The organism is Mycobacteriales bacterium (assembly GCA_035995165.1).
Lineage (GTDB): Bacteria > Actinomycetota > Actinomycetes > Mycobacteriales > CADCTP01 > CADCTP01.
The window spans coordinates 20,748-37,475 of record DASYKU010000048.1; the positions used below are offsets into that span (position 1 = coordinate 20,748).

Genomic DNA, 16,728 nt, shown 5'->3' on the forward strand with positions numbered 1-16,728 from the left:
TGCCCGCCCCCTCCGACAGTTCCGGCCGTCAGAGCGGGCGGCCGAGCAGGGATCCGAGTCGGCGTCGGTCGGCCGCGCCGAGGCGGGCGGTCAGCGGGGCGACGAGGCGGCCCGCCTGGAAGGACACCGGCAGCGACCAGCGGATCGTCCTCACCCCCTGATCCAGACGTCGTACGGGTGGCGCCCGGCCCGGAAGCCCTGCGCCTCGACCATCGCGGCCGCGTCCGCGAGCCCGTCGGCGAGGGCGAGCGGCTCGTGGGCGTCGCTGCCGAAGGCGACCGCGTCGCCGCCCTCCTCCCGCCACCACCGCACGATCTGCGGGTGCAGCGGCACCCGGGTGTTGACCTCGAGCGCCCGGCCGGTGCCGGCCAGGACCGACAGCGCGTACCGGAACTCGTCCTCGAACGCGGCCGGCTCGAACGGCCCGGCCGTCGCCGGCCAGTACCGGACCGGGTAGTCGATGTGGGCCAGCACCGCGAACACGTCGGAGCCGGTGATCAGCCGGACGATCTCGGCCAGGTAGTCGCGCATCGCCTCGGCCGCGGGCTGGTGCCGGAACATCTCCGGCGGCTCGGCGTACCGCTCGCCGATCGCCAGGCAGTGCAGCGAGCCGAGCACCCGGTCGAACCGCCCGGCGGCGAGCAGGCTCGCGACCGCCGCACCGTGCCAGTGCGGCTCGCCCACCTCCATGCCGCTCAGCACGACCAGGTCCGGGAACCGGTCCCGGCAGCGTTGCACGCACTCCAGGTAGCCGGCGGCGTCCAGCCGCGGCGGCGTCAGCTCGCCGGAAGGTCCGACCCACCGCAGCAGGTGCTCGTGCCCGCCGACGTCCTCCGGCCGGACCGTCCAGGCGGTGTGGTCGGCGTGCTCGGTGAACGCGACCGCGGGCAGCCCCAGCTCGACGGCGCGCGCGCAGGTCCGCTCCATCGAGCCGAGCGGCGCGTCCCAGGACCACTCGCTGTGCACATGGCCGTCCGCGGGCATCGCCATGCCCGACCCCTACCCGGAGCGGGACGCGCGGCACCCCCGGCGCCAGCGCGCCGGGGGTGCGGGTGGCGAAGGTCAGCGGCGGGCGAAGACCGGCCGCAGCAGGGCGTACAGGCCGAAGGCGAGGGCGATGCCGACCTCGAAGGTGAGGTCGCCGAGGCCCGGGTGGGAGCGGGCCAGCAGGCCGACGTACGCGGTCTGGTTGCAGAACAGCGCGATCGAGACGACCCCGGCGACGACCATCGAGATCGGGCCGGCCCAGTTGCGGTGACCGCGGTCGGTCAGCGTGGCCAGCACGTCGCCCTGCGGCTTGTTCAGCAGCCGGTCGGCGAGCACGACGCCCAGCCACGGCCCGATCCAGTACGCGGTGACCAGCAGGAAGTCCCCGAACGACGAGGTGTCCTTCAGCACCGCCAGCGCCAGGGCCAGCGCCACGAACCCGATGACCAGCGCGATGATCGCCCGGGCGAACCGGGTCGGCAGGCTGATGCCCATCGCGGCGAAGGACAGCGCGCTGGAGTAGAGGTTCAGCGAGTTCGCCGACAGGGCGCCGAGGAAGACCGCGGCCAGGGTCAGCTGCCCGAGCCAGCCCGGCAGCAGCGAGGCGTACGAGGAGACCGGGTCGGAGCTGTCGAAGCTGCTCACGCCGACCGCGGTGACGGCCGCGGCGCCGGCGATCTGCAGGACCGTGGAGGAGGTGAAGTTGCCCAGCCCGGCGAAGAACCCGGCCTTGCGGGCCTGGTCGGGACGCAGGTAGCGGGCGTAGTCCGCGGCATTGACCATCCAGCCGCCGGTGTAGCCGAAGGACGCGCCGAACACGATCCAGAAGGCGCCCGGCGTCGCGTGGTGCGCGGCCGACGGGTTCGTCTTCAGCATCACCAGCACGACGCCGACCGCGAAGACCACGGTGAGCACCGGGAACGCGAACCGCTCCAGCGCCTGCACCGCGTCGTGACCGAAGAACGCGATCGTCAGCGTGATCGACATCGCGATGACCAGGCACAGGTACGGGTTCCAGTGGGCCAATGTGGACAGTGCCAGCGCGCCGCTGACGCTGTTGACCGCGAGCCACCCCATCCCGCCGAGGATCGAGTTGAACCCGGCCGGCAGCAGGTTGCCCCAGAAGCCGAACGCCTTGCGCCCCAGCGCCATCTGCCCGAGCCCGGTCTGCGGGCCCCAGGTCGCGAGCAGGCCGTGGAACAGTGCGCCGAGGGCGTTGCCGAGCACGATCGCGGCGACCGCGGTCCAGAAGCTCAGCCCGAACACCAGCACCCCGAGGGCGCCGACGAACACGGTCGCGAACTCCATGTTCGGGGAGGTCCACATGAGGGCCTGCTGGAACGGCCGGCCGTGCCGCGCCGACAGCGCGATCGGCTCGGCGCCGCCGGCCTCGACGCTGACGGCCTTGCGGCCCCGGCGACGGCCCGGGGTGGCGGACCCGGCGGTGGTGGGCCCTGCGGTGGTGGGCCCGGCGGTGGTGGGCCCGGCGGTGGTGGGTACGGGGGTATGGGGGTCGGCCGTCCCGGCCGGGGTGTGGTCCGGGACTGCGGTGACGGTGGTCATGCGGCGCTCCTGGGTGGGATGTCCGGTGTCGATGGACGCAGCGTCCGTCGACCCGCTTCAATCCCGGTTCAACGCCGGTTGAGCGGATCCGAGGGTCCGCTCAGGCGGGGTCGAGCTGCAGGACCGTGTCCAGGCCGGTGATCCTCAGCAGGGACCGCACCCGCTCGGACGGGTTGCACAGGCACAGCGTGCTCCCCTGGGCCCGGGCCCGCTGGTGCGCCGAGACGAGGACCGACAACCCGGACGAGTCCAGGTACGTCACCGCCGCGAGGTCGATCACGACCGAGGCGGCGCCCGTCCCGACCGCGGCGGCGAGCGCGCTGCGCAGCTGCGGGGCCGTCTCGATGTCGACCTCGCCCGCGACGACGACGTACTCGCCGTCGGGCGCTGATGTCCGTCCGACCGTCAGTCCCATGGCGGCCTCACAGGTTCGATCCCGGCCTACCTAGCTGCCCAGAGCTACCACAGGTCACCGTTCATGCGCCAGAGATCGCGCCGACGACCGCGTCCGGCCACCCCGTCAGCGGCGGCGCAGAGACTTCTCGAGCATCGCGGGCGGATCGGCCCGGTACATGTCGATCGGGTTGAGCTCGGTGCCCGGCGCCACGATCTCGTCGATCCGGTCGAGCACGTCCCCAGTGAGCCGGACGTCGGCGCCCGCGAGCGTGTCCTCCAGGTGCGCCATCGTGCGCGGCCCGATGATCACCGAGGTCACCGCCGGGTGCGCGACCGGGAACGCGGTGGCCAGGTGGGCGAGGCTCAGCCCGGCCTCGCCGGCCACCTTCTCCAGCGCCCGTACGGCCTCCAGCTTGGCCCGGTTGGCCGGATCGGCCTGATCGAAGACGTGCGGAGCGGACCCGGTCCGGAACCCCGAGGTCGGGTCGGCCCGCCCGGACAGCCAGCCGCTGTTGAGCGGGCCGTAGGTGAGCACGCCCATCCCGTACTTCTGGGTGGTGGGCAGGACGGCCCGCTCGATGGTCCGGTTGAAGACCGAGTACCGCGGCTGCTCGGTGCGGAACCGGTGGTGCCCGCGCTCGGCCGCCACCCACTGGGCCTCGACGATCCGCTCCGCCGGGTACGTCGAGTGGCCGATCGCGCGGACCTTGCCCTGGGCGAGGAGGTCGCTCAGGGCGGCCAGGGTCTCGTCCAGATCGGTGTCGTAGTCGGGCCGGTGCATCTGGTAGAGGTCGACGTGGTCGGTGCCGAGCCGGCGCAGCGAGTCCTCCAGCGCGCGCACGATGTGCCGCCGGGAGCCGCCCGCGTCGTTGGCGTCCGCGCCCACCGGCATCGCGAACTTCGTGGCCAGCACGACCTCGTCCCGCCGGCCGGCGAGGGCCTTGCCGACGATCTCCTCCGACTCCCCGCCGGAGTAGAGGTTCGCGGTGTCCACGAGATTGATCCCGCCGTCCAGCGCCCGCCGGATGATCCGGATCGAGTCGTCGTGGTCGGGGTTGCCGAAGGACCCGAACATCATCGTGCCGAGCGCGAACGTGCTCACCGAGATGCCGGTCGCGCCGAGCGTACGTCGTTCCATGCCGCCTTCTTCCGTGGTCGCTCTGGTGCCGGCCTAAACGGAGGATCGTCCGGTTGGCATTCCGGATGGGCCGAATTTGGTCCGGGTGGTTGCAGGGAGACACCGCCGTTCGGCCAGACGGGTGGGGCCGGTTGCCCCATGGTCTGAAGGTCTGTTAGTACGAGGTTGGGTTACCGCTCACTTCTGTCGAACCGGTGCTGTCTGCGCGGTTCGACCGATCCGTCCTGCCCGTGATCCGGGCGATGAGGAGGAGCAGTGCGCAGAGCTGGGGGGTGGGCGACGCGAACACGCGTCGGCTCCGCCGTGATCGGGGTGGCGGTGGTCGTGCTCGGCGCGGCCACCGGGAACGGGGTCGCGTCCGCGGCGCCGGCCGGGACGGCGGCGGCGGGCGACCCGCTCGTCGCGACGAACCTGGCCGGGCCGGGCGACGTCGACCACCGGACCGGGTCGATGGCACCGACCACCGGACAGGCGGCCGCGGCCGCCCGGATGGCGGCGAAGGTCAGCTGGAACCGGTTCGGCACCCCGGCCGCACTCGGCCCGGGCACGCTCGCGACCGGCCTGTCGACCGACGCCGTGACCGCGGCGAAGCAATATCTCACCCGCAACACCGCCCTGTTCGGCCTGGACGCCAAGGCCGTCGACGGCCTGACCACGCTGGCGGTCAGCCCGCTCGGCGCCGGCTCGGTCGTGCTGCTGCAGCAGAGGTTCGGCACCCTGCCGGCCGGACGGGACGGCCTCGTCGCCATCGCCGTGACCGGCGGCAAGGTCGTCCGGGTGACCAGCACGCTGTCCCGCTCGACCGCGGCGCCCGCACCGGCCACGCTGACCGCGGCCCAGGCGAGGACGGCCGCGCTGGCCGACGTCAAGATCCCGGCCGGCAAGGCCACCAGCACCGTGCGCGCAGTCGCCGTGCCGACCCCGCAGGGCCCGCGGGCCGCGTACGAGGTGGACCTCGTCGCGCCCGACCCGGACCGGCCGCAGGCGTACCAGACGTACGTGGACGGGGTCACCGGCGCGGTGCTCGTCCGGGAGGATCAGGTCGACTTCGACTCCGACAACCCGAAGTGGGCGGTGTTCCCGGCCAGCCCGCCGCCGGCGAACACGGCGTCCGGTGTGGACAGTCGGGTGACCTGGTGCCTGACGCCGACCGCCGGCTGCGCGAAGGCGGTCAGCGACCCGGTGACGGGCGGGGCCTGGGACCTCAACGTGGCCACCGGCCAGCCGACTTTCACCACCCAGGGCAACTCGTCCAACGACGTGCTCAGCCTGGGCAACGGCACCCCGCAGACCAACGCGACGCCGCGGCCGGACCGCAACTACAACCAGTACCCGTTCACCGACCAGTGGCACGTGGCCCGCTGCAACCCGGCCACGTTCACCTCGCCGCAGCGCAACGACGCCGACGCCGCGACCGCGAACCTGTTCGCGATGCACAACCGGATGCACGACTTCGCCGCGCAGCTCGGCTTCACCGAGGCGGCCTGGAACCTGCAGCAGGTCAACGTGAGCGGCGACGGTCTCGGCGTGGACGCCGAGCAGGGCCGGGCCCAGTCCAACGCGCTGGGCGGCAGCCGCAACAACGCCAACCAGGGCACCCCGCGCGACGGGCTGCCGCCGACCACGAACATGTTCCTCTGGCAGCCGCAGGCCGGGGCGGCGTACCCGCCCTGCGTCGACGGCGACTACGACATGACCGTGATCGGGCACGAGTACACGCACGCGATCACCAACCGGATGATCGCCGGCCCGGACGCCGGCATCTCCGGCTTCCAGGGCGGCTCGATGGGCGAGTCCTGGGGCGACCTGGACGCGACCGAGTACCTGTTGGAGAACGGGTTCCGGGCGCCGGGCAACACCGCCTTCGTCGAGGGCGGGTACGTCACCGGCAACCTCGACCGCGGCATCCGCGACTACGACATCTCCAAGAACCCGCTGAACTACTCGGACCTCGGCTTCGACCTCGTCGGCCCCGAGGTGCACGCGGACGGCGAGATCTGGTCGGCCACGAACTTCAAGGTCCGCCAGGCGTTCGTGAACCGGTACGGCAGCGGCACCCCGTCGCTGCAGCTGTCCTGCGCCGAGGGCCGTACGAACGTCGCGTCCTGCCCGGGCAACCGGCGCTGGATCCAGCTGATGTTCGACTCGTTCCTGCTCCAGTCGGCCAGCTCGGTGTCCATGTTGGACATGCGCGACAACATGCTCGCGGCCGACCTGGTCCGCTTCGGCGGCGCCAACCAGGACATCATCTGGAACGCGTTCTCCGCGGCCGGCATGGGCCAGGACGCCAGCACGAACACGGCCAACGACACCGACGCGACGCCGAGCTTCGCCTCGCCGTTCGCGAACAACGCGACCGTGACGCTGCTGCCGACCGGCGACTCGGCCGGCGCGGCGATCCGGCTCTACGTCGGCGACTACGAGGCCCGCTCGGTCCCGATCGCCGACACCGACCCGGAGACCGCGATCCCGGACACGTTCCAGATCGTGCCGGGGCAGCAGTTCACGTTCGTGGCGGCCGGGCCGGGCTTCGGCGCCCGCCGGTTCACCACGCAGTTCATCGGCGGCCGGACGTCGACGCTGCCGCTGAACCTGCCGCGCAACCTCGCCTCCACGGCGTCGGGCGCGACGGTCACCGGTGACGGCGTGAACCTCAGCGCGATCGCCGACGACACCGAGGCGACCGACTGGGCGTCCCTGGACGGGGTCGCCGGCAAGCAGGTCACGATCGACCTGGCCGGCACCGCGGCGCAGACGGTCAGCTCGCTCAACGTGTCCGCGCTGCTCCGGCCGGACATCGGCGACGCGGCCGACCCGGGCACGCAGAACAGGTTCAGCGCGCTGCGCTCGTTCCAGATCCTGGCCTGCAACGCGGCCGTGGCGGACTGCTCGACGGACGCCGGCTTCACCCCGGTGTTCACCAGCCCGGCCAACGCGTTCCCGGCCGAGGCGTTCCGCCCGGTGGCGCCGGACCTGAACCTGCGCCAGTTCAGCATCCCGCCGACCAAGGCCACCGCGCTGCGGCTGCGGGTGTTGAACAGCCAGTGCACCGGCAACCCGCTGTACGCCGGTGAGCAGGACGCCGACCCGGCGGCGGCCACGGACTGCTCCGCCAACAGCACGTTCCGGACCCAGGTCCGGGTGGCGGAGTTCCAGGCCTTCAGCCGGTAGTCAGCCGGCGGCGGCTCGGCCGGGCCGCCGCCACAGCCCGTCGCGCACCGGCGGCGGCCCTCCAGGGGGTCGCCGCCGGTGCGCGTCAGACGGCGGCCCTCAGGGGTCGCCGCCGGTGCGCGTCAGACGACTCGGTGCCGACGATCGTCGCGCCGGCGGCGGCGAGCTCGGCCGCCTTCGCGCGGATCAGCGTCTCCCGCTCGGCCAGGTCCCACGGCGGTTCCCCGGCGACCCGGATGTCGATGTGCATCCGGGTTCTTCGCCGTCTTGCCCTCGGGGACCCGCAGGAAGCTGATCGCGGGCCCGGTGCCGTCCGGGTCGACGAGCGAGGCACCGTCCGGTTCGTCGTACCCGGGCTCGGGCACGTAGCCGAGGGCCTCGGCCCAGAAGGCCGCGATCCGGTGCGGGTCGTCGGCATCGCGGCCGAGCGTCCAGAGCGTCGCCATGCGGGTGTCCCTACCACGGCCGTCGGGTTGAATGCGGTGGTGACCGAGCTCGCTGAGGATTTCCTGGACCTGGACGGACTGCTTTCCGCCGACGAGCGGGCCTGGCGGGCGCGGGTGCGCGGGTTCGTCGACGAGCGGGTCCGCCCGCACATCGCCGGCTGGTACGAGGCCGCGTACTTCCCGCGCGAGCTCACCACCGAGCTCGGCGCGCTCGGCCTGCTCGGCATGCAGCTGACCGGCTACGGCTGCGCCGGCCGCAGCGCCGTCGACTACGGCCTGGCCGCGCTGGAGCTGGAGGCCGGCGACTCCGGGCTGCGCACGTTCGTCAGCGTCCAGGGCTCGCTGACCATGACCGCGATCCACGCATTCGGCTCGGAGGAGCAGAAGCAGCGCTGGCTGCCGGGGATGGCGGCCGGGGAGCTGATCGGCTGCTTCGGGCTGACCGAGCCCGACTCCGGCAGCGACCCCGGCTCGATGACGACCCGGGCCCGCCGGGACGGGGCGGACTGGGTGCTCGACGGGGCCAAGCGCTGGATCGGGCTCGCGTCCATCGCAGACATCGCGGTGATCTGGGCCCGGACCGAGGACGGCATCCGCGGGTTCGTGGTGCCGGCCGACTCCCCCGGCTTCGCCGCCACCCCGATCGAGCCCAAGCTCGGGATGCGCGCGTCCATCCAGTGCGACGTGACGCTGACCGGCGTCCGGCTGCCCGCCGACGCGGTGCTGCCCGGCGTCACCGGCCTGCGCGGCCCCTTCACCTGCCTCAACGAGGCCCGGTACGGGATCATGTGGGGCGCGCTGGGAGCGGCCCGGGACGCGTACCGGACCGCGCTGGCGTACGCGCTGGAGCGGCGGCAGTTCGACGTCCCGATCGCGGCGTTCCAGCTGACCCAGCAGAAGCTGGTCGAGATGGTGCTGGAGATCCAGCGCGGGCAGCTGGTCGCCCTGCACACCGGGCGGCTGAAGGACGCCGGCACCCTGCGGCCGGAGCAGATCAGCTTCGGCAAGCTCGCCAACGTCCGGGCCGCGATCGAGGTCTGCCGGCAGGCCCGGACGGTCCTCGGCGGCAACGGGATCACCCTCGACCACTCGCCGCTGCGGCACGCGAACAACCTCGAGGCGGTCCGCACGTACGAGGGGACCGACGAGATCCACACGCTCATCATGGGCCGGGCGATCACCGGCATCCCGGCCTTCGGCTGAGGACCGGCGTATCGCCGGCTCACGTTCGGCACGGAGGTGCGACATGGTGTTCTTCGGAATCCTGGGTGTGCTCGCCGCCCCGCTGGTCTGCATGGCCGTGATCGACCTGCGGGCCAAGCGCCGCGGGACGCGCTACTCCGGCGTCGACACGACCAACGCGCGCGCCGACCGGCGGCGCAGCGAGACCGAGCTGCGCACCCGGACGATCGGCATCGAGCGGATCCAGGGCCCGGGCAGCCAGTGCTGACCGTTCGCCGGCTAGGCCGGGCTGGTCGGCCGGGCGAGGCGGAGACCGACCGCGACCAGCAGGGCCAGCCAGGCGCCGGCGAGCAACCAGCTGCCGAGCACGTCGCTGACCCAGTGCACGCCGAGGTACACCCGGCTCAGCCCGACCAGGACGGCCCAGCTCCCGAGCGCGGCCGCGATCACGACCCGGGCCGGGCGACCCGGGAGCAGCAGGCTCAGCAGCCAGGCCAGCGTGCCGGCCACGAGCGCGCTGGTCGCCGCGTGCCCGGACGGGAAGCTGAACCCGCTGACGGCGACCAGCCGGTCCGCCGACGGCGGCCGGGCGTCGCCGACCAGCGTGGCCAGTCCGAGCCGGCTGAGCACGCCGACCACCACGACCGCCAGCGCCGCCAGCCCCGGCGCCCACCGCTCGGTCCGCAGGTAGACCAGCACGCCCGCGGCCGCGACGAGCGGGAACAGCACCGGGCTGGTCCCGCTGTCGGTGACCGCGACCGCCAGCGACGTCAGCCCGCCGCTGCGGTGCGCCAGCATCCAGTTCAGCACGACGGAGTCGGGGCCGCGCATGACGACATCGGCCGCCTCCAGCCCGATCAGCACGACCAGCGCCGCGACCAGTCCGATCCCGGCCGCGGCCGGCCGGGACGGCCGCCACCGCGCTGTCGGCAGCCCCGCGGTAGTCGCCATGCCCGGGTCAACGCGCGCGGCCACCGGTGAGTGCCGTCAGCCCGCCAGCACGGCCCAGCCGCCGGGACGCACCCGGGCGCCCGCGTCCGGCGTGCCCGGTGCGGTGACCTCCGCGTCGCCCGCGAGGACCGCCGCCCCGCCCGGGACCGGCACCGTGGCCGCCTCGGCGGCCGTGGACAGGACAACGACCAGCCGCCGCCCGGCCCCGCTCGACGCGTACGAGATGGTCTCGTTGGCCAGGTCGAGCACCTCGGTCCGGGCCGCGTGCAGCCAGGCGTGGTCCCGGCGCAGCCCGAGCAGCTGCTGGTGCAGGTGGAACGTCGGCAGCCCGGCCGGCGACAGCTCCTGCGGAGTGGCCGGGAACCGCGGCCGGACCGCGTCGTCGCCGCCCTCTCGTTCCTCCTTGACGCCGCGGAAGGCGTGCTCGTCGCCGGCGTAGATCGACGGCGTGCCGCCGACGGTGGTGAGCACGACCAGCGCGTGCTCCAGGTACGCCGGCTCGGTCAGCCGGCTCGCGATCCGGGTCACGTCGTGGTTGCCCAGGAACGTGTACGGCACGAAGTGCGCCAGGTAGCCGTCGTGCCGCCGCAGCGCGTGTGCCAGCTCCCAGAAGTTGCGGTCGTTCAGCGAGCTCCAGACCGCCTTCCAGAGCTCGTACTGGGTGACCGAGTCCAGCCCGCTCGCGGCCACGAAGGCGGGGTAGTCACCCTGGATGACCTCCCCCATCAGGTACGCCCCGGGGTGCCGGGCCCGGACCCGGCCGGTCACCTCGGCCCAGAAGGCGGGCGGCACCGCGTACGCGGCGTCCAGCCGCCAGCCGGACACGCCCCGGTCCAGCCAGTGCGTCATCACGTCGGTGACGTAGCCGGCGACCGCGGGGCTGGAGTGGTCCAGCGCGACCAGGTCGTGATGCCCCTCGAAGTCGTCGTAGTCCGGCTCGGCGCCCGGCTCCGGCCAGCGCAGCCGGAACCAGCCCGCCGTCGGCGCGGACGGGCCCTGCTCCAGCACCGCCCGGAACGCCGGATGGTCGCGTCCGACGTGGTTGAACACCCCGTCCAGCAGCACTCGCAGCCCGCGCTCGGCCGCCGCGGCCAGGAACGCGTCGAAGTCGGCGTCGTCGCCGAGCCGCGGGTCGATCCGGTAGTGGTCCTCGGTGTCGTAACCGTGGGTGCCGGACGCGAACACCGGCCCGAGCGCGATCCCGGACGCGCCCAGCCGCAGCACGTGGTCCAGCCAGGCTTGCAGGTGCCCGAGCCGGTGCGCGACCGGCGCGGCCGGGTCCCGCCGCGGCTCGGCGCCGGTGAAGCCGAGCGGGTAGACGTGCCACCAGATCGCGTGCGCGACCCAGCCGGTCGGTCCGGTCATCGTGCCGTTCTACCGGATCGGCGCGCTCAGGCGGAGATGCGCGCCGCGGCCGGCGCGCTCAGGCGGAGATGCGCGTCGCGGCCGGCGCGCTCAGGCGGCGACCGGCGTCGGGGCCGGCGCGGCGGCCACGGGTTCGGTCGCCGTGGTGAGGCGGGCGGCGAGGTCGTTCGGGAGCGAGAGGCGGATGACCTTCCACCAGGCCGAGGCGACCTGCTTGGGCAGCGGGCCGGTCGTGTAGCGCAGGCCGTACCGGTCGAAGAGGTCGCGGATCTGCGGGGCGATCTCCTGGTACCGGTTGCTGGGCAGGTCCGGGAACAGGTGGTGCTCGATCTGGAAGGACAGGTTGCCCGTCATCAGGTGCAGGAACGGGCTGCCGGTGATGTTGGCCGCGCCGAGCATCTGGCGCAGGTACCAGTCGCCGCGGGTCTCGCCGTCGATCGAGGACTTCGTGAACGTCTCGACGCCGGAGGGGAAGTGCCCGCACATGATGACGGAGTGCGTCCAGAGGTTGCGGACGACGTTCGCGGTGACGTTCGCGCCGAGGGTCGCCAGCGCCGACGGACCGGACAGCAGCGGGTGCACGACGTAGTCCCGGGCGACGTGCTTGCCGATCTTGCGCAGTGCCATCTTCGCGTGCTTGCGGAAGACGGTCTTGTCCGACCGTCCTTTGAGGACCTTCCCGATCTCCAGGTCGTACGCCGCGATGCCGTACTCGAAGACGAGCGCGTTCACGGCGTTGAAGACCGGCTGCAGCAGCAGGACCGGGCTCCAGCGCTGGTCCTCGTCCACGCGCATGATGCCGTAGCCGAGGTCGTTGTCCTTGCCCAGCACGTTCGTGTACGTGTGGTGCAGCTCGTTGTGGCTGTGCTTCCAGAGCGCGGCCGGCGAGACGTTGTCCCACTCCCAGGTGGTCGAGTGGATCTTCGGGTCCCGCATCCAGTCCCACTGACCGTGCATGACGTTGTGGCCGATCTCCATGTTCTCCAGGATCTTCGACACCGACAGCCCGATCGTCCCGGCCAGCCAGGCCGGCGGGAACAGCGATGCCAGCAGCACGATCCGGCTGGACATCTCCAGCGACCGCTGGACCTGGATGATCCGCCGGATGTACGCGGCGTCCGTCTCCCCGCGGCTGCCGAGCACCTGCTGCCGGATCGCGTCCAGCTCCCGGCCGAGGGTCTCGATGTCGGCGCGGCTCAGGTGCGCCGTCGGGTTGTCGGCCTTGTGCTGCAGGGCGGTCAACGAATCTCCTTGGATCTGTACGGACAGGTTCGGCGGTCGAGGGCTCAGCGGTCGAGGGCGCAGTCGCCGGCCGCGGCGGACACGCAGGTCTGGACCATCACGTCGTCGCCGGGCGCGGCCGTGGTGAGCTCACCGGTACGCAGGTCGCGGACGGCACCGGCCCGCAGCGGCGTCACGCAGCCGAAGCAGATCCCCATCCGGCAGCCGGACGGCATCAGCACGCCGGCGTCCTCCCCCACGTCCAGCAGCGGCACGTCGCCGGCCGCGGCGGCCGTGGCCCCGGTGGTGGTGAAGGTGACCGTGCCGCCGTCGCCGGCGACCACGACCGCGGGCCGGAACCGCTCGGTGTGCAGCCGGTCGCCGACGCCGAGGTCGGCCCACTGCTTCTCGACGGCGTCGAGCAGGCCGGTCGGCCCGCAGGCCCAGGTCTCCCGCTCGGCCAGGTCCGGTACGGCGGCGGCCAGCGCGGCCGCGGTGAGGAACCCGGCCGAGGCGCTGTGCCACTCGACCAGCCGCAGCCGACCGTCGCGGGCCAGCGCGCGCAGCTCGGCGCCGAAGATCATGTCGGCCGCGCTCGGCGCGCTGTGGACGAGCACCACGTCGGCGAGGTCGGCCGCGTGCCGCAGCATGCTCATCACCGGGGTGATCCCGCTGCCGGCGGTGACGAACAGGACCTTGGCCGGCCGTACGGCGGGCAGCACGAAGTCGCCGGTCGCCTGGTCCAGCTGCAGGACCAGGCCCGGCCGGGCCCGGCGCAGCAGGTGGTTGCTCACCAGTCCGTCCGGCATCGCCTTGACCGTGATCGCGATCTGCCCGTCCGGGTGCGGCGGCGAGGTCACCGAGTACGCCCGCCAGCGCCGGACGCCGTCCACGTCGACGCCGATCCGGACGTACTGGCCGGGGACGTGGCCCGTCCAGCCGCGGCCCGGCCGCAGCACCAGCGTGACCGCGTCCCGGGTCTCCGGCCGGACCTCGACCACCCGGGCCCGCAGCTGCACCGACGAGCGCAGCGGGGCGACCAGGTCGACGTAGTCGGCCGGCAGCAGCGGGGTGACGACCAGGCCGGCGATCCGCGCCGCGGTGCGGCGGGCCGCGTCCCGGCGCTGTGCGGCGCCCCGGCGCGCGGCGTCCCGGCGCCGTGCGGCGCCCCGGCGCCTGCTCGCGGTGTCGACCATGCGCTCCAGCATGCTGTCCCGAACGACCAAATGCTTACCTGCGTAGAGTGGACTTACGGCATCGCGTTGTTCGGAGGGAACAGTGGAGCGTCTGGCGCTGGACCCGGTCGTCGCGACCGCGCTGCGGGACCGGCTGACCGACGTCTCGGACCGGACCGTCGCGACGGTCACCGCGGAGGTCGGCGACTACGCCGACCCGCTGTCCGGCGAGCTCGGGATCACGATCACCCGCGCGGTCGAGCTGGCGCTGGCCACGTTCCTGCGGCTGGCCGAGGAGCCGGCCGACTCCGAGAGCCGGCTGCAGCCCGCCCTGGAGGCCGCGTACGGGCTGGGCCGGGGCGAGGCCCGCAACGGGCGCACGATGGACCCGCTGCTGGCGGCGTACCGGGTCGGGGCCCGGGTGGCGTGGGAGGAGTGGGGCGCGGCCGCGCTGGCGGCCGGACTGCCGCCGCCGGATCTGGTGCCGTTCGCGGCGCTGGTCTTCGCGTACATCGACCAGCTGTCGGCGGCAAGCGTGAGCGGGCACACCGACGAGCTCGCCACCAGTGGCCGGGTCCGCGAGCAGTACCTGGAGCGGCTCGCGCTGGCGCTGCTGTCCGGCGCGCCGGCCGAGGAGCTGGAGCGGCGGGCCGAGCGGGCAGACTGGCCGCCGCCGCGGACGCTCACCTGCGTGCTCGGGCGCCCCGGCAGCCCGACGCTGTGGGAGCGGGCCACGCTCGTCGTCGCCGGGGATGCCGTGGATCCCAGCCTGCCCGGGGACCTGACGGTGAGCCTGGTCCCGGACGTCGGCGCCCGCCGGCCGGCGTTGCTGCGCACGCCGGGCGCCCGGGTGGTCGGGCCGGAGCGGCCGTGGGCGGAGGCGGCCGCGTCGTACCGGCGGGCCCGGCGGGCGCTGGACCGGCAGACCGGGCCGGTGCTCGACACGGAGGAGCACCTGGCCGACCTGGTGCTGACCGCCGACCCGGAGGCGCTGGCCGACCTGCGGGCCCAGGTGCTGGCTCCGCTCGCCGGCCTCAAGCCGGACGTGGCCGCCCGGCTGGCCGAGACGCTGCGGTCCTGGCTGCTGCACCAGGGCCGGCGCGACGACGTCGCCGCCGACCTGCACGTGCACGCGCAGACCGTGCGCTACCGGATGACCCAGGTCCGGGCGTCGTACGGCGACCGCCTGCAGGACCCCGCCGTCGTCCGGGACCTGATCCTCGCCCTCACCGCAAGTCCGGCGGCTGCTTCCTAGGCGAGCAGGGCGGCGGAGCCGAGGACGCGGGTGACGGTGATCTCCAGCGCGACCCGGGCCGGGTTCACCCGCGGCTGCCGGTAGCGCTCGGCGTACCGGCGGACGGCGTCGGCGACCGCAGCCGCGTCGTCCGCCACCGCCGCGGTCCCCTCCAGCGTCAGCCAGCGGGCGCCATCGAGCTGGCACAGCACGACCCGGCCGTCCCGGCGGACGTTGCGGACCTTCTGCGACGCCCCGGACGTGATCACCCGGGCCAGCCCGGCGGCCGGGTCCCAGCTGAAGCCGACCGGCACCACGTGCGCGTCCCCGCCGGCCCGGAACGAGGTCAGCGTCGCGAGGTGCCGCTCGGCCAGGAAGCCCAGCGCTGCCGCGGTCAGCTCGCCGGGTCCGGTCGCCACCGCGGCAGTCTGCCGTACGCGGCGCCTCAGCCGGACGCGAACGAGCCGAGGCCGACCTCGCCGGCCGGCTCGTACGTGCCGATCAGCACGCCGGTGGTCGAGATCCGGCTGTCGGCCAGCCGCAGCCCGGCCGGCCCGGTGCCCTCGGCGAACAGCCGCTTGCCGGAACCGAGCACGACCGGGAACACCCAGACCCGCAGCCGGTCGACCAGGTCGTGCCGCAGCAGCGTCTGGATCAGGTCGCCGCTGCCGTGCACCTGCAGCTCCGGCCCGTCGGTCTGCTTGAGCGCGGCGATCGCGTCGGCGTCCGGGACGTGCACCGAGGTGGCCCAGTCGAGCGTCGGCCGGCCGCGGGAGACGACGTACTTGGTCGCCTTGTTCAGCGGCTCCGCTCCCGGGTCGGTCGAGTGCGGCCAGAAGCCGCGGAAGATGTCGTACGTCCGGCGGCCCAGCAGGAGGTCGAACGGCCGGCTCATCGCCTCACCCATGACCTCGCCCATCATGTCGTCCCAGTAGTTCACCGACCACCCGCCGTAGGCGAAGTCGTCGCTCGGGTCCTCCTCCGGTCCGCCCGGCGCCTGCATGACCCCGTCGAGGGTCAGGAACGTCGTCACCAGCAGCGATCGCATCGCGGTCTCCTCCCGCCCGGGGGCGCCCTGCGCGGCCCCGCACCCAGACCACGAACGGCCCCGTCCCCGATCGACACATCCGCGGTGGGATCGTGCGCGGATGACCGAGCCGGCCTGGGTGACCGCGACCCGCACCTCGTACGACGCGATGGCGGCCTACGACCCCACGATCAGCACCACCGACCACTTCGACGGCCGCGCGCTGGACCGGGCGCTGCTGGCCACGTTCGCCGCCTGCGTCGTCGAGGCCGGCGGCGGGCCGGTGCTCGACGTCGGTTGCGGACCGGGGAACGTCACCCGGGTGCTGGCCGGACTCGGCCTGGACGCCGCCGGGGTCGACCTCTGCCCCGTCCGGAACCCGGGCGGTCCGACCCCCCGGCTGACGTAGATGACCTTGTTGCGCTCGGTGACACCGCGCAGGATCGGCCCGAAGTCGGCCGGCCCGCCGAACATGAACCTGTCCTTGTTGTCCAGGACGAGCCTGTTGGCGCACCCGGTGGTCTGGGTCTGGTCGAAGTGGTCGTTGCAGGTGTCGACCGTGAACGTGTACTTCTTGCCGCCGACCGTGATCCCGCCGGCCTTGTTGACCTCGTCGGCCGCGACCTGGATGCCGTGCACGAAGGACAGGCTGAGGTTGTTGAACCCGCCGCCGCCCTGGTAGACGAAGCCGAGCGGGATCTCGGAGCCGCTGCTCCCGCCTCCGCCACTGTCGCCGTTGGCACAGGCGGTCACGGTCAGGGCGAACGAGAAGGCCAGCGCCAGGCCGAGGTTGCGACGCATGTGCGCGCCTCCCAAGATACGAATCGAGTCGCGAGCTGCGGTCGGGCTGTCATACGAACAGTCAGTCCGAC

General features: G+C 73.5%; 17 protein-coding genes and 1 pseudogene. 4 read left to right on the forward strand and 14 right to left on the reverse strand.

Translation table 11 applies throughout. From position 1 onward, the window contains the following. Window positions 1–28: 28 nt before the first annotated feature. The 5 genes from VGP36_07640 to VGP36_07660 all read right to left on the reverse strand — a co-directional run bounded on the left by VGP36_07640 (window position 29) and on the right by VGP36_07660 (window position 4,084). A complete protein-coding gene (locus VGP36_07640; protein ID HEV7654594.1) occupies window positions 29–154 on the reverse strand; it encodes a hypothetical protein in 126 nt (41 codons plus the stop codon). Further along, window positions 151–990, reverse strand: a complete 840-nt coding sequence (locus VGP36_07645) for a PHP domain-containing protein (GenBank protein ID HEV7654595.1) — start codon at window positions 988–990, stop codon at window positions 151–153. Before VGP36_07645 ends, VGP36_07640 begins: the two co-directional genes overlap by 4 nt. A gap of 72 nt (window positions 991–1,062) precedes the next feature. Continuing rightward, window positions 1,063–2,550 carry a cytosine permease gene (locus VGP36_07650; protein HEV7654596.1) on the reverse strand — a complete coding sequence of 496 codons (1,488 nt, stop codon included), beginning with the start codon at window positions 2,548–2,550 and terminating at the stop codon, window positions 1,063–1,065. Window positions 2,551–2,650: 100 nt separating this feature from the next. Continuing rightward, window positions 2,651–2,965, reverse strand: a complete 315-nt coding sequence (locus VGP36_07655) for an STAS domain-containing protein (GenBank protein ID HEV7654597.1) — start codon at window positions 2,963–2,965, stop codon at window positions 2,651–2,653. Window positions 2,966–3,070: 105 nt separating this feature from the next. Then, complete coding sequence (locus VGP36_07660; protein ID HEV7654598.1) at window positions 3,071–4,084, reverse strand: aldo/keto reductase; 1,014 nt, start codon at window positions 4,082–4,084, stop codon at window positions 3,071–3,073. Window positions 4,085–4,339: 255 nt separating this feature from the next. Here VGP36_07660 and VGP36_07665 point away from each other — a divergent pair, with 255 nt between their 5' ends. Then, entirely contained in the window at window positions 4,340–7,255 is a 2,916-nt protein-coding gene (locus VGP36_07665) for a M36 family metallopeptidase (protein HEV7654599.1), read from the forward strand. Between the two features lie 85 nt (window positions 7,256–7,340). Here the strand turns inward: VGP36_07665 and VGP36_07670 are convergent, their stop codons facing one another. Further along, window positions 7,341–7,505: a hypothetical protein gene (locus tag VGP36_07670; protein ID HEV7654600.1), complete on the reverse strand. Its 165-nt coding sequence runs from the start codon at window positions 7,503–7,505 to the stop codon at window positions 7,341–7,343. A 52-nt stretch (window positions 7,506–7,557) separates the two neighbouring features. Beyond that, a pseudogene (locus tag VGP36_07675) lies at window positions 7,558–7,701 on the reverse strand (VOC family protein). 39 nt (window positions 7,702–7,740) lie between these two features. Between VGP36_07675 and VGP36_07680 the strand changes: the two are divergent. Further along, the gene (locus VGP36_07680; GenBank protein HEV7654601.1) at window positions 7,741–8,904 is read left to right on the forward strand and encodes an acyl-CoA dehydrogenase family protein; all 1,164 of its coding nucleotides are present in this window, start codon (window positions 7,741–7,743) and stop codon (window positions 8,902–8,904) included. A 43-nt stretch (window positions 8,905–8,947) separates the two neighbouring features. Then, window positions 8,948–9,151, forward strand: coding sequence for a hypothetical protein (locus VGP36_07685; GenBank protein HEV7654602.1), 204 nt, complete (start codon window positions 8,948–8,950; stop codon window positions 9,149–9,151). A gap of 11 nt (window positions 9,152–9,162) precedes the next feature. Here the strand turns inward: VGP36_07685 and VGP36_07690 are convergent, their stop codons facing one another. The 4 genes from VGP36_07690 to VGP36_07705 all read right to left on the reverse strand — a co-directional run bounded on the left by VGP36_07690 (window position 9,163) and on the right by VGP36_07705 (window position 13,616). Continuing rightward, on the reverse strand, window positions 9,163–9,834 hold the full coding sequence (locus VGP36_07690; GenBank protein HEV7654603.1) for a phosphatase PAP2 family protein: 672 nt from the start codon (window positions 9,832–9,834) through the stop codon (window positions 9,163–9,165). Window positions 9,835–9,870: 36 nt separating this feature from the next. Further along, window positions 9,871–11,199 (reverse strand): alpha-amylase family protein, encoded by a 1,329-nt coding sequence (locus VGP36_07695; protein ID HEV7654604.1) that lies wholly within the window; start codon window positions 11,197–11,199, stop codon window positions 9,871–9,873. 90 nt (window positions 11,200–11,289) lie between these two features. Beyond that, entirely contained in the window at window positions 11,290–12,441 is a 1,152-nt protein-coding gene (locus tag VGP36_07700; GenBank protein ID HEV7654605.1) for an acyl-CoA desaturase, read from the reverse strand. 44 nt (window positions 12,442–12,485) lie between these two features. Next, window positions 12,486–13,616, reverse strand: coding sequence for a ferredoxin reductase (locus VGP36_07705; protein HEV7654606.1), 1,131 nt, complete (start codon window positions 13,614–13,616; stop codon window positions 12,486–12,488). Window positions 13,617–13,698: 82 nt separating this feature from the next. On the opposite strand from VGP36_07705, the gene VGP36_07710 reads away from it, so the two are divergent. Further along, window positions 13,699–14,850 carry a helix-turn-helix domain-containing protein gene (locus tag VGP36_07710; protein HEV7654607.1) on the forward strand — a complete coding sequence of 384 codons (1,152 nt, stop codon included), beginning with the start codon at window positions 13,699–13,701 and terminating at the stop codon, window positions 14,848–14,850. On the opposite strand, the gene VGP36_07715 is transcribed toward VGP36_07710, so the two are convergent. The 3 genes from VGP36_07715 to VGP36_07725 all read right to left on the reverse strand — a co-directional run bounded on the left by VGP36_07715 (window position 14,847) and on the right by VGP36_07725 (window position 16,657). Further along, window positions 14,847–15,248, reverse strand: a complete 402-nt coding sequence (locus tag VGP36_07715) for a TIGR03618 family F420-dependent PPOX class oxidoreductase (protein ID HEV7654608.1) — start codon at window positions 15,246–15,248, stop codon at window positions 14,847–14,849. The genes VGP36_07710 and VGP36_07715 overlap by 4 nt on opposite strands. Window positions 15,249–15,274: 26 nt before the next feature. Next, window positions 15,275–15,877, reverse strand: a complete 603-nt coding sequence (locus VGP36_07720; protein HEV7654609.1) for a dihydrofolate reductase family protein — start codon at window positions 15,875–15,877, stop codon at window positions 15,275–15,277. A gap of 156 nt (window positions 15,878–16,033) precedes the next feature. After that, the gene (locus VGP36_07725; GenBank protein HEV7654610.1) at window positions 16,034–16,657 is read right to left on the reverse strand and encodes an ABC transporter substrate-binding protein; all 624 of its coding nucleotides are present in this window, start codon (window positions 16,655–16,657) and stop codon (window positions 16,034–16,036) included. Window positions 16,658–16,728: the final 71 nt, after the last annotated feature.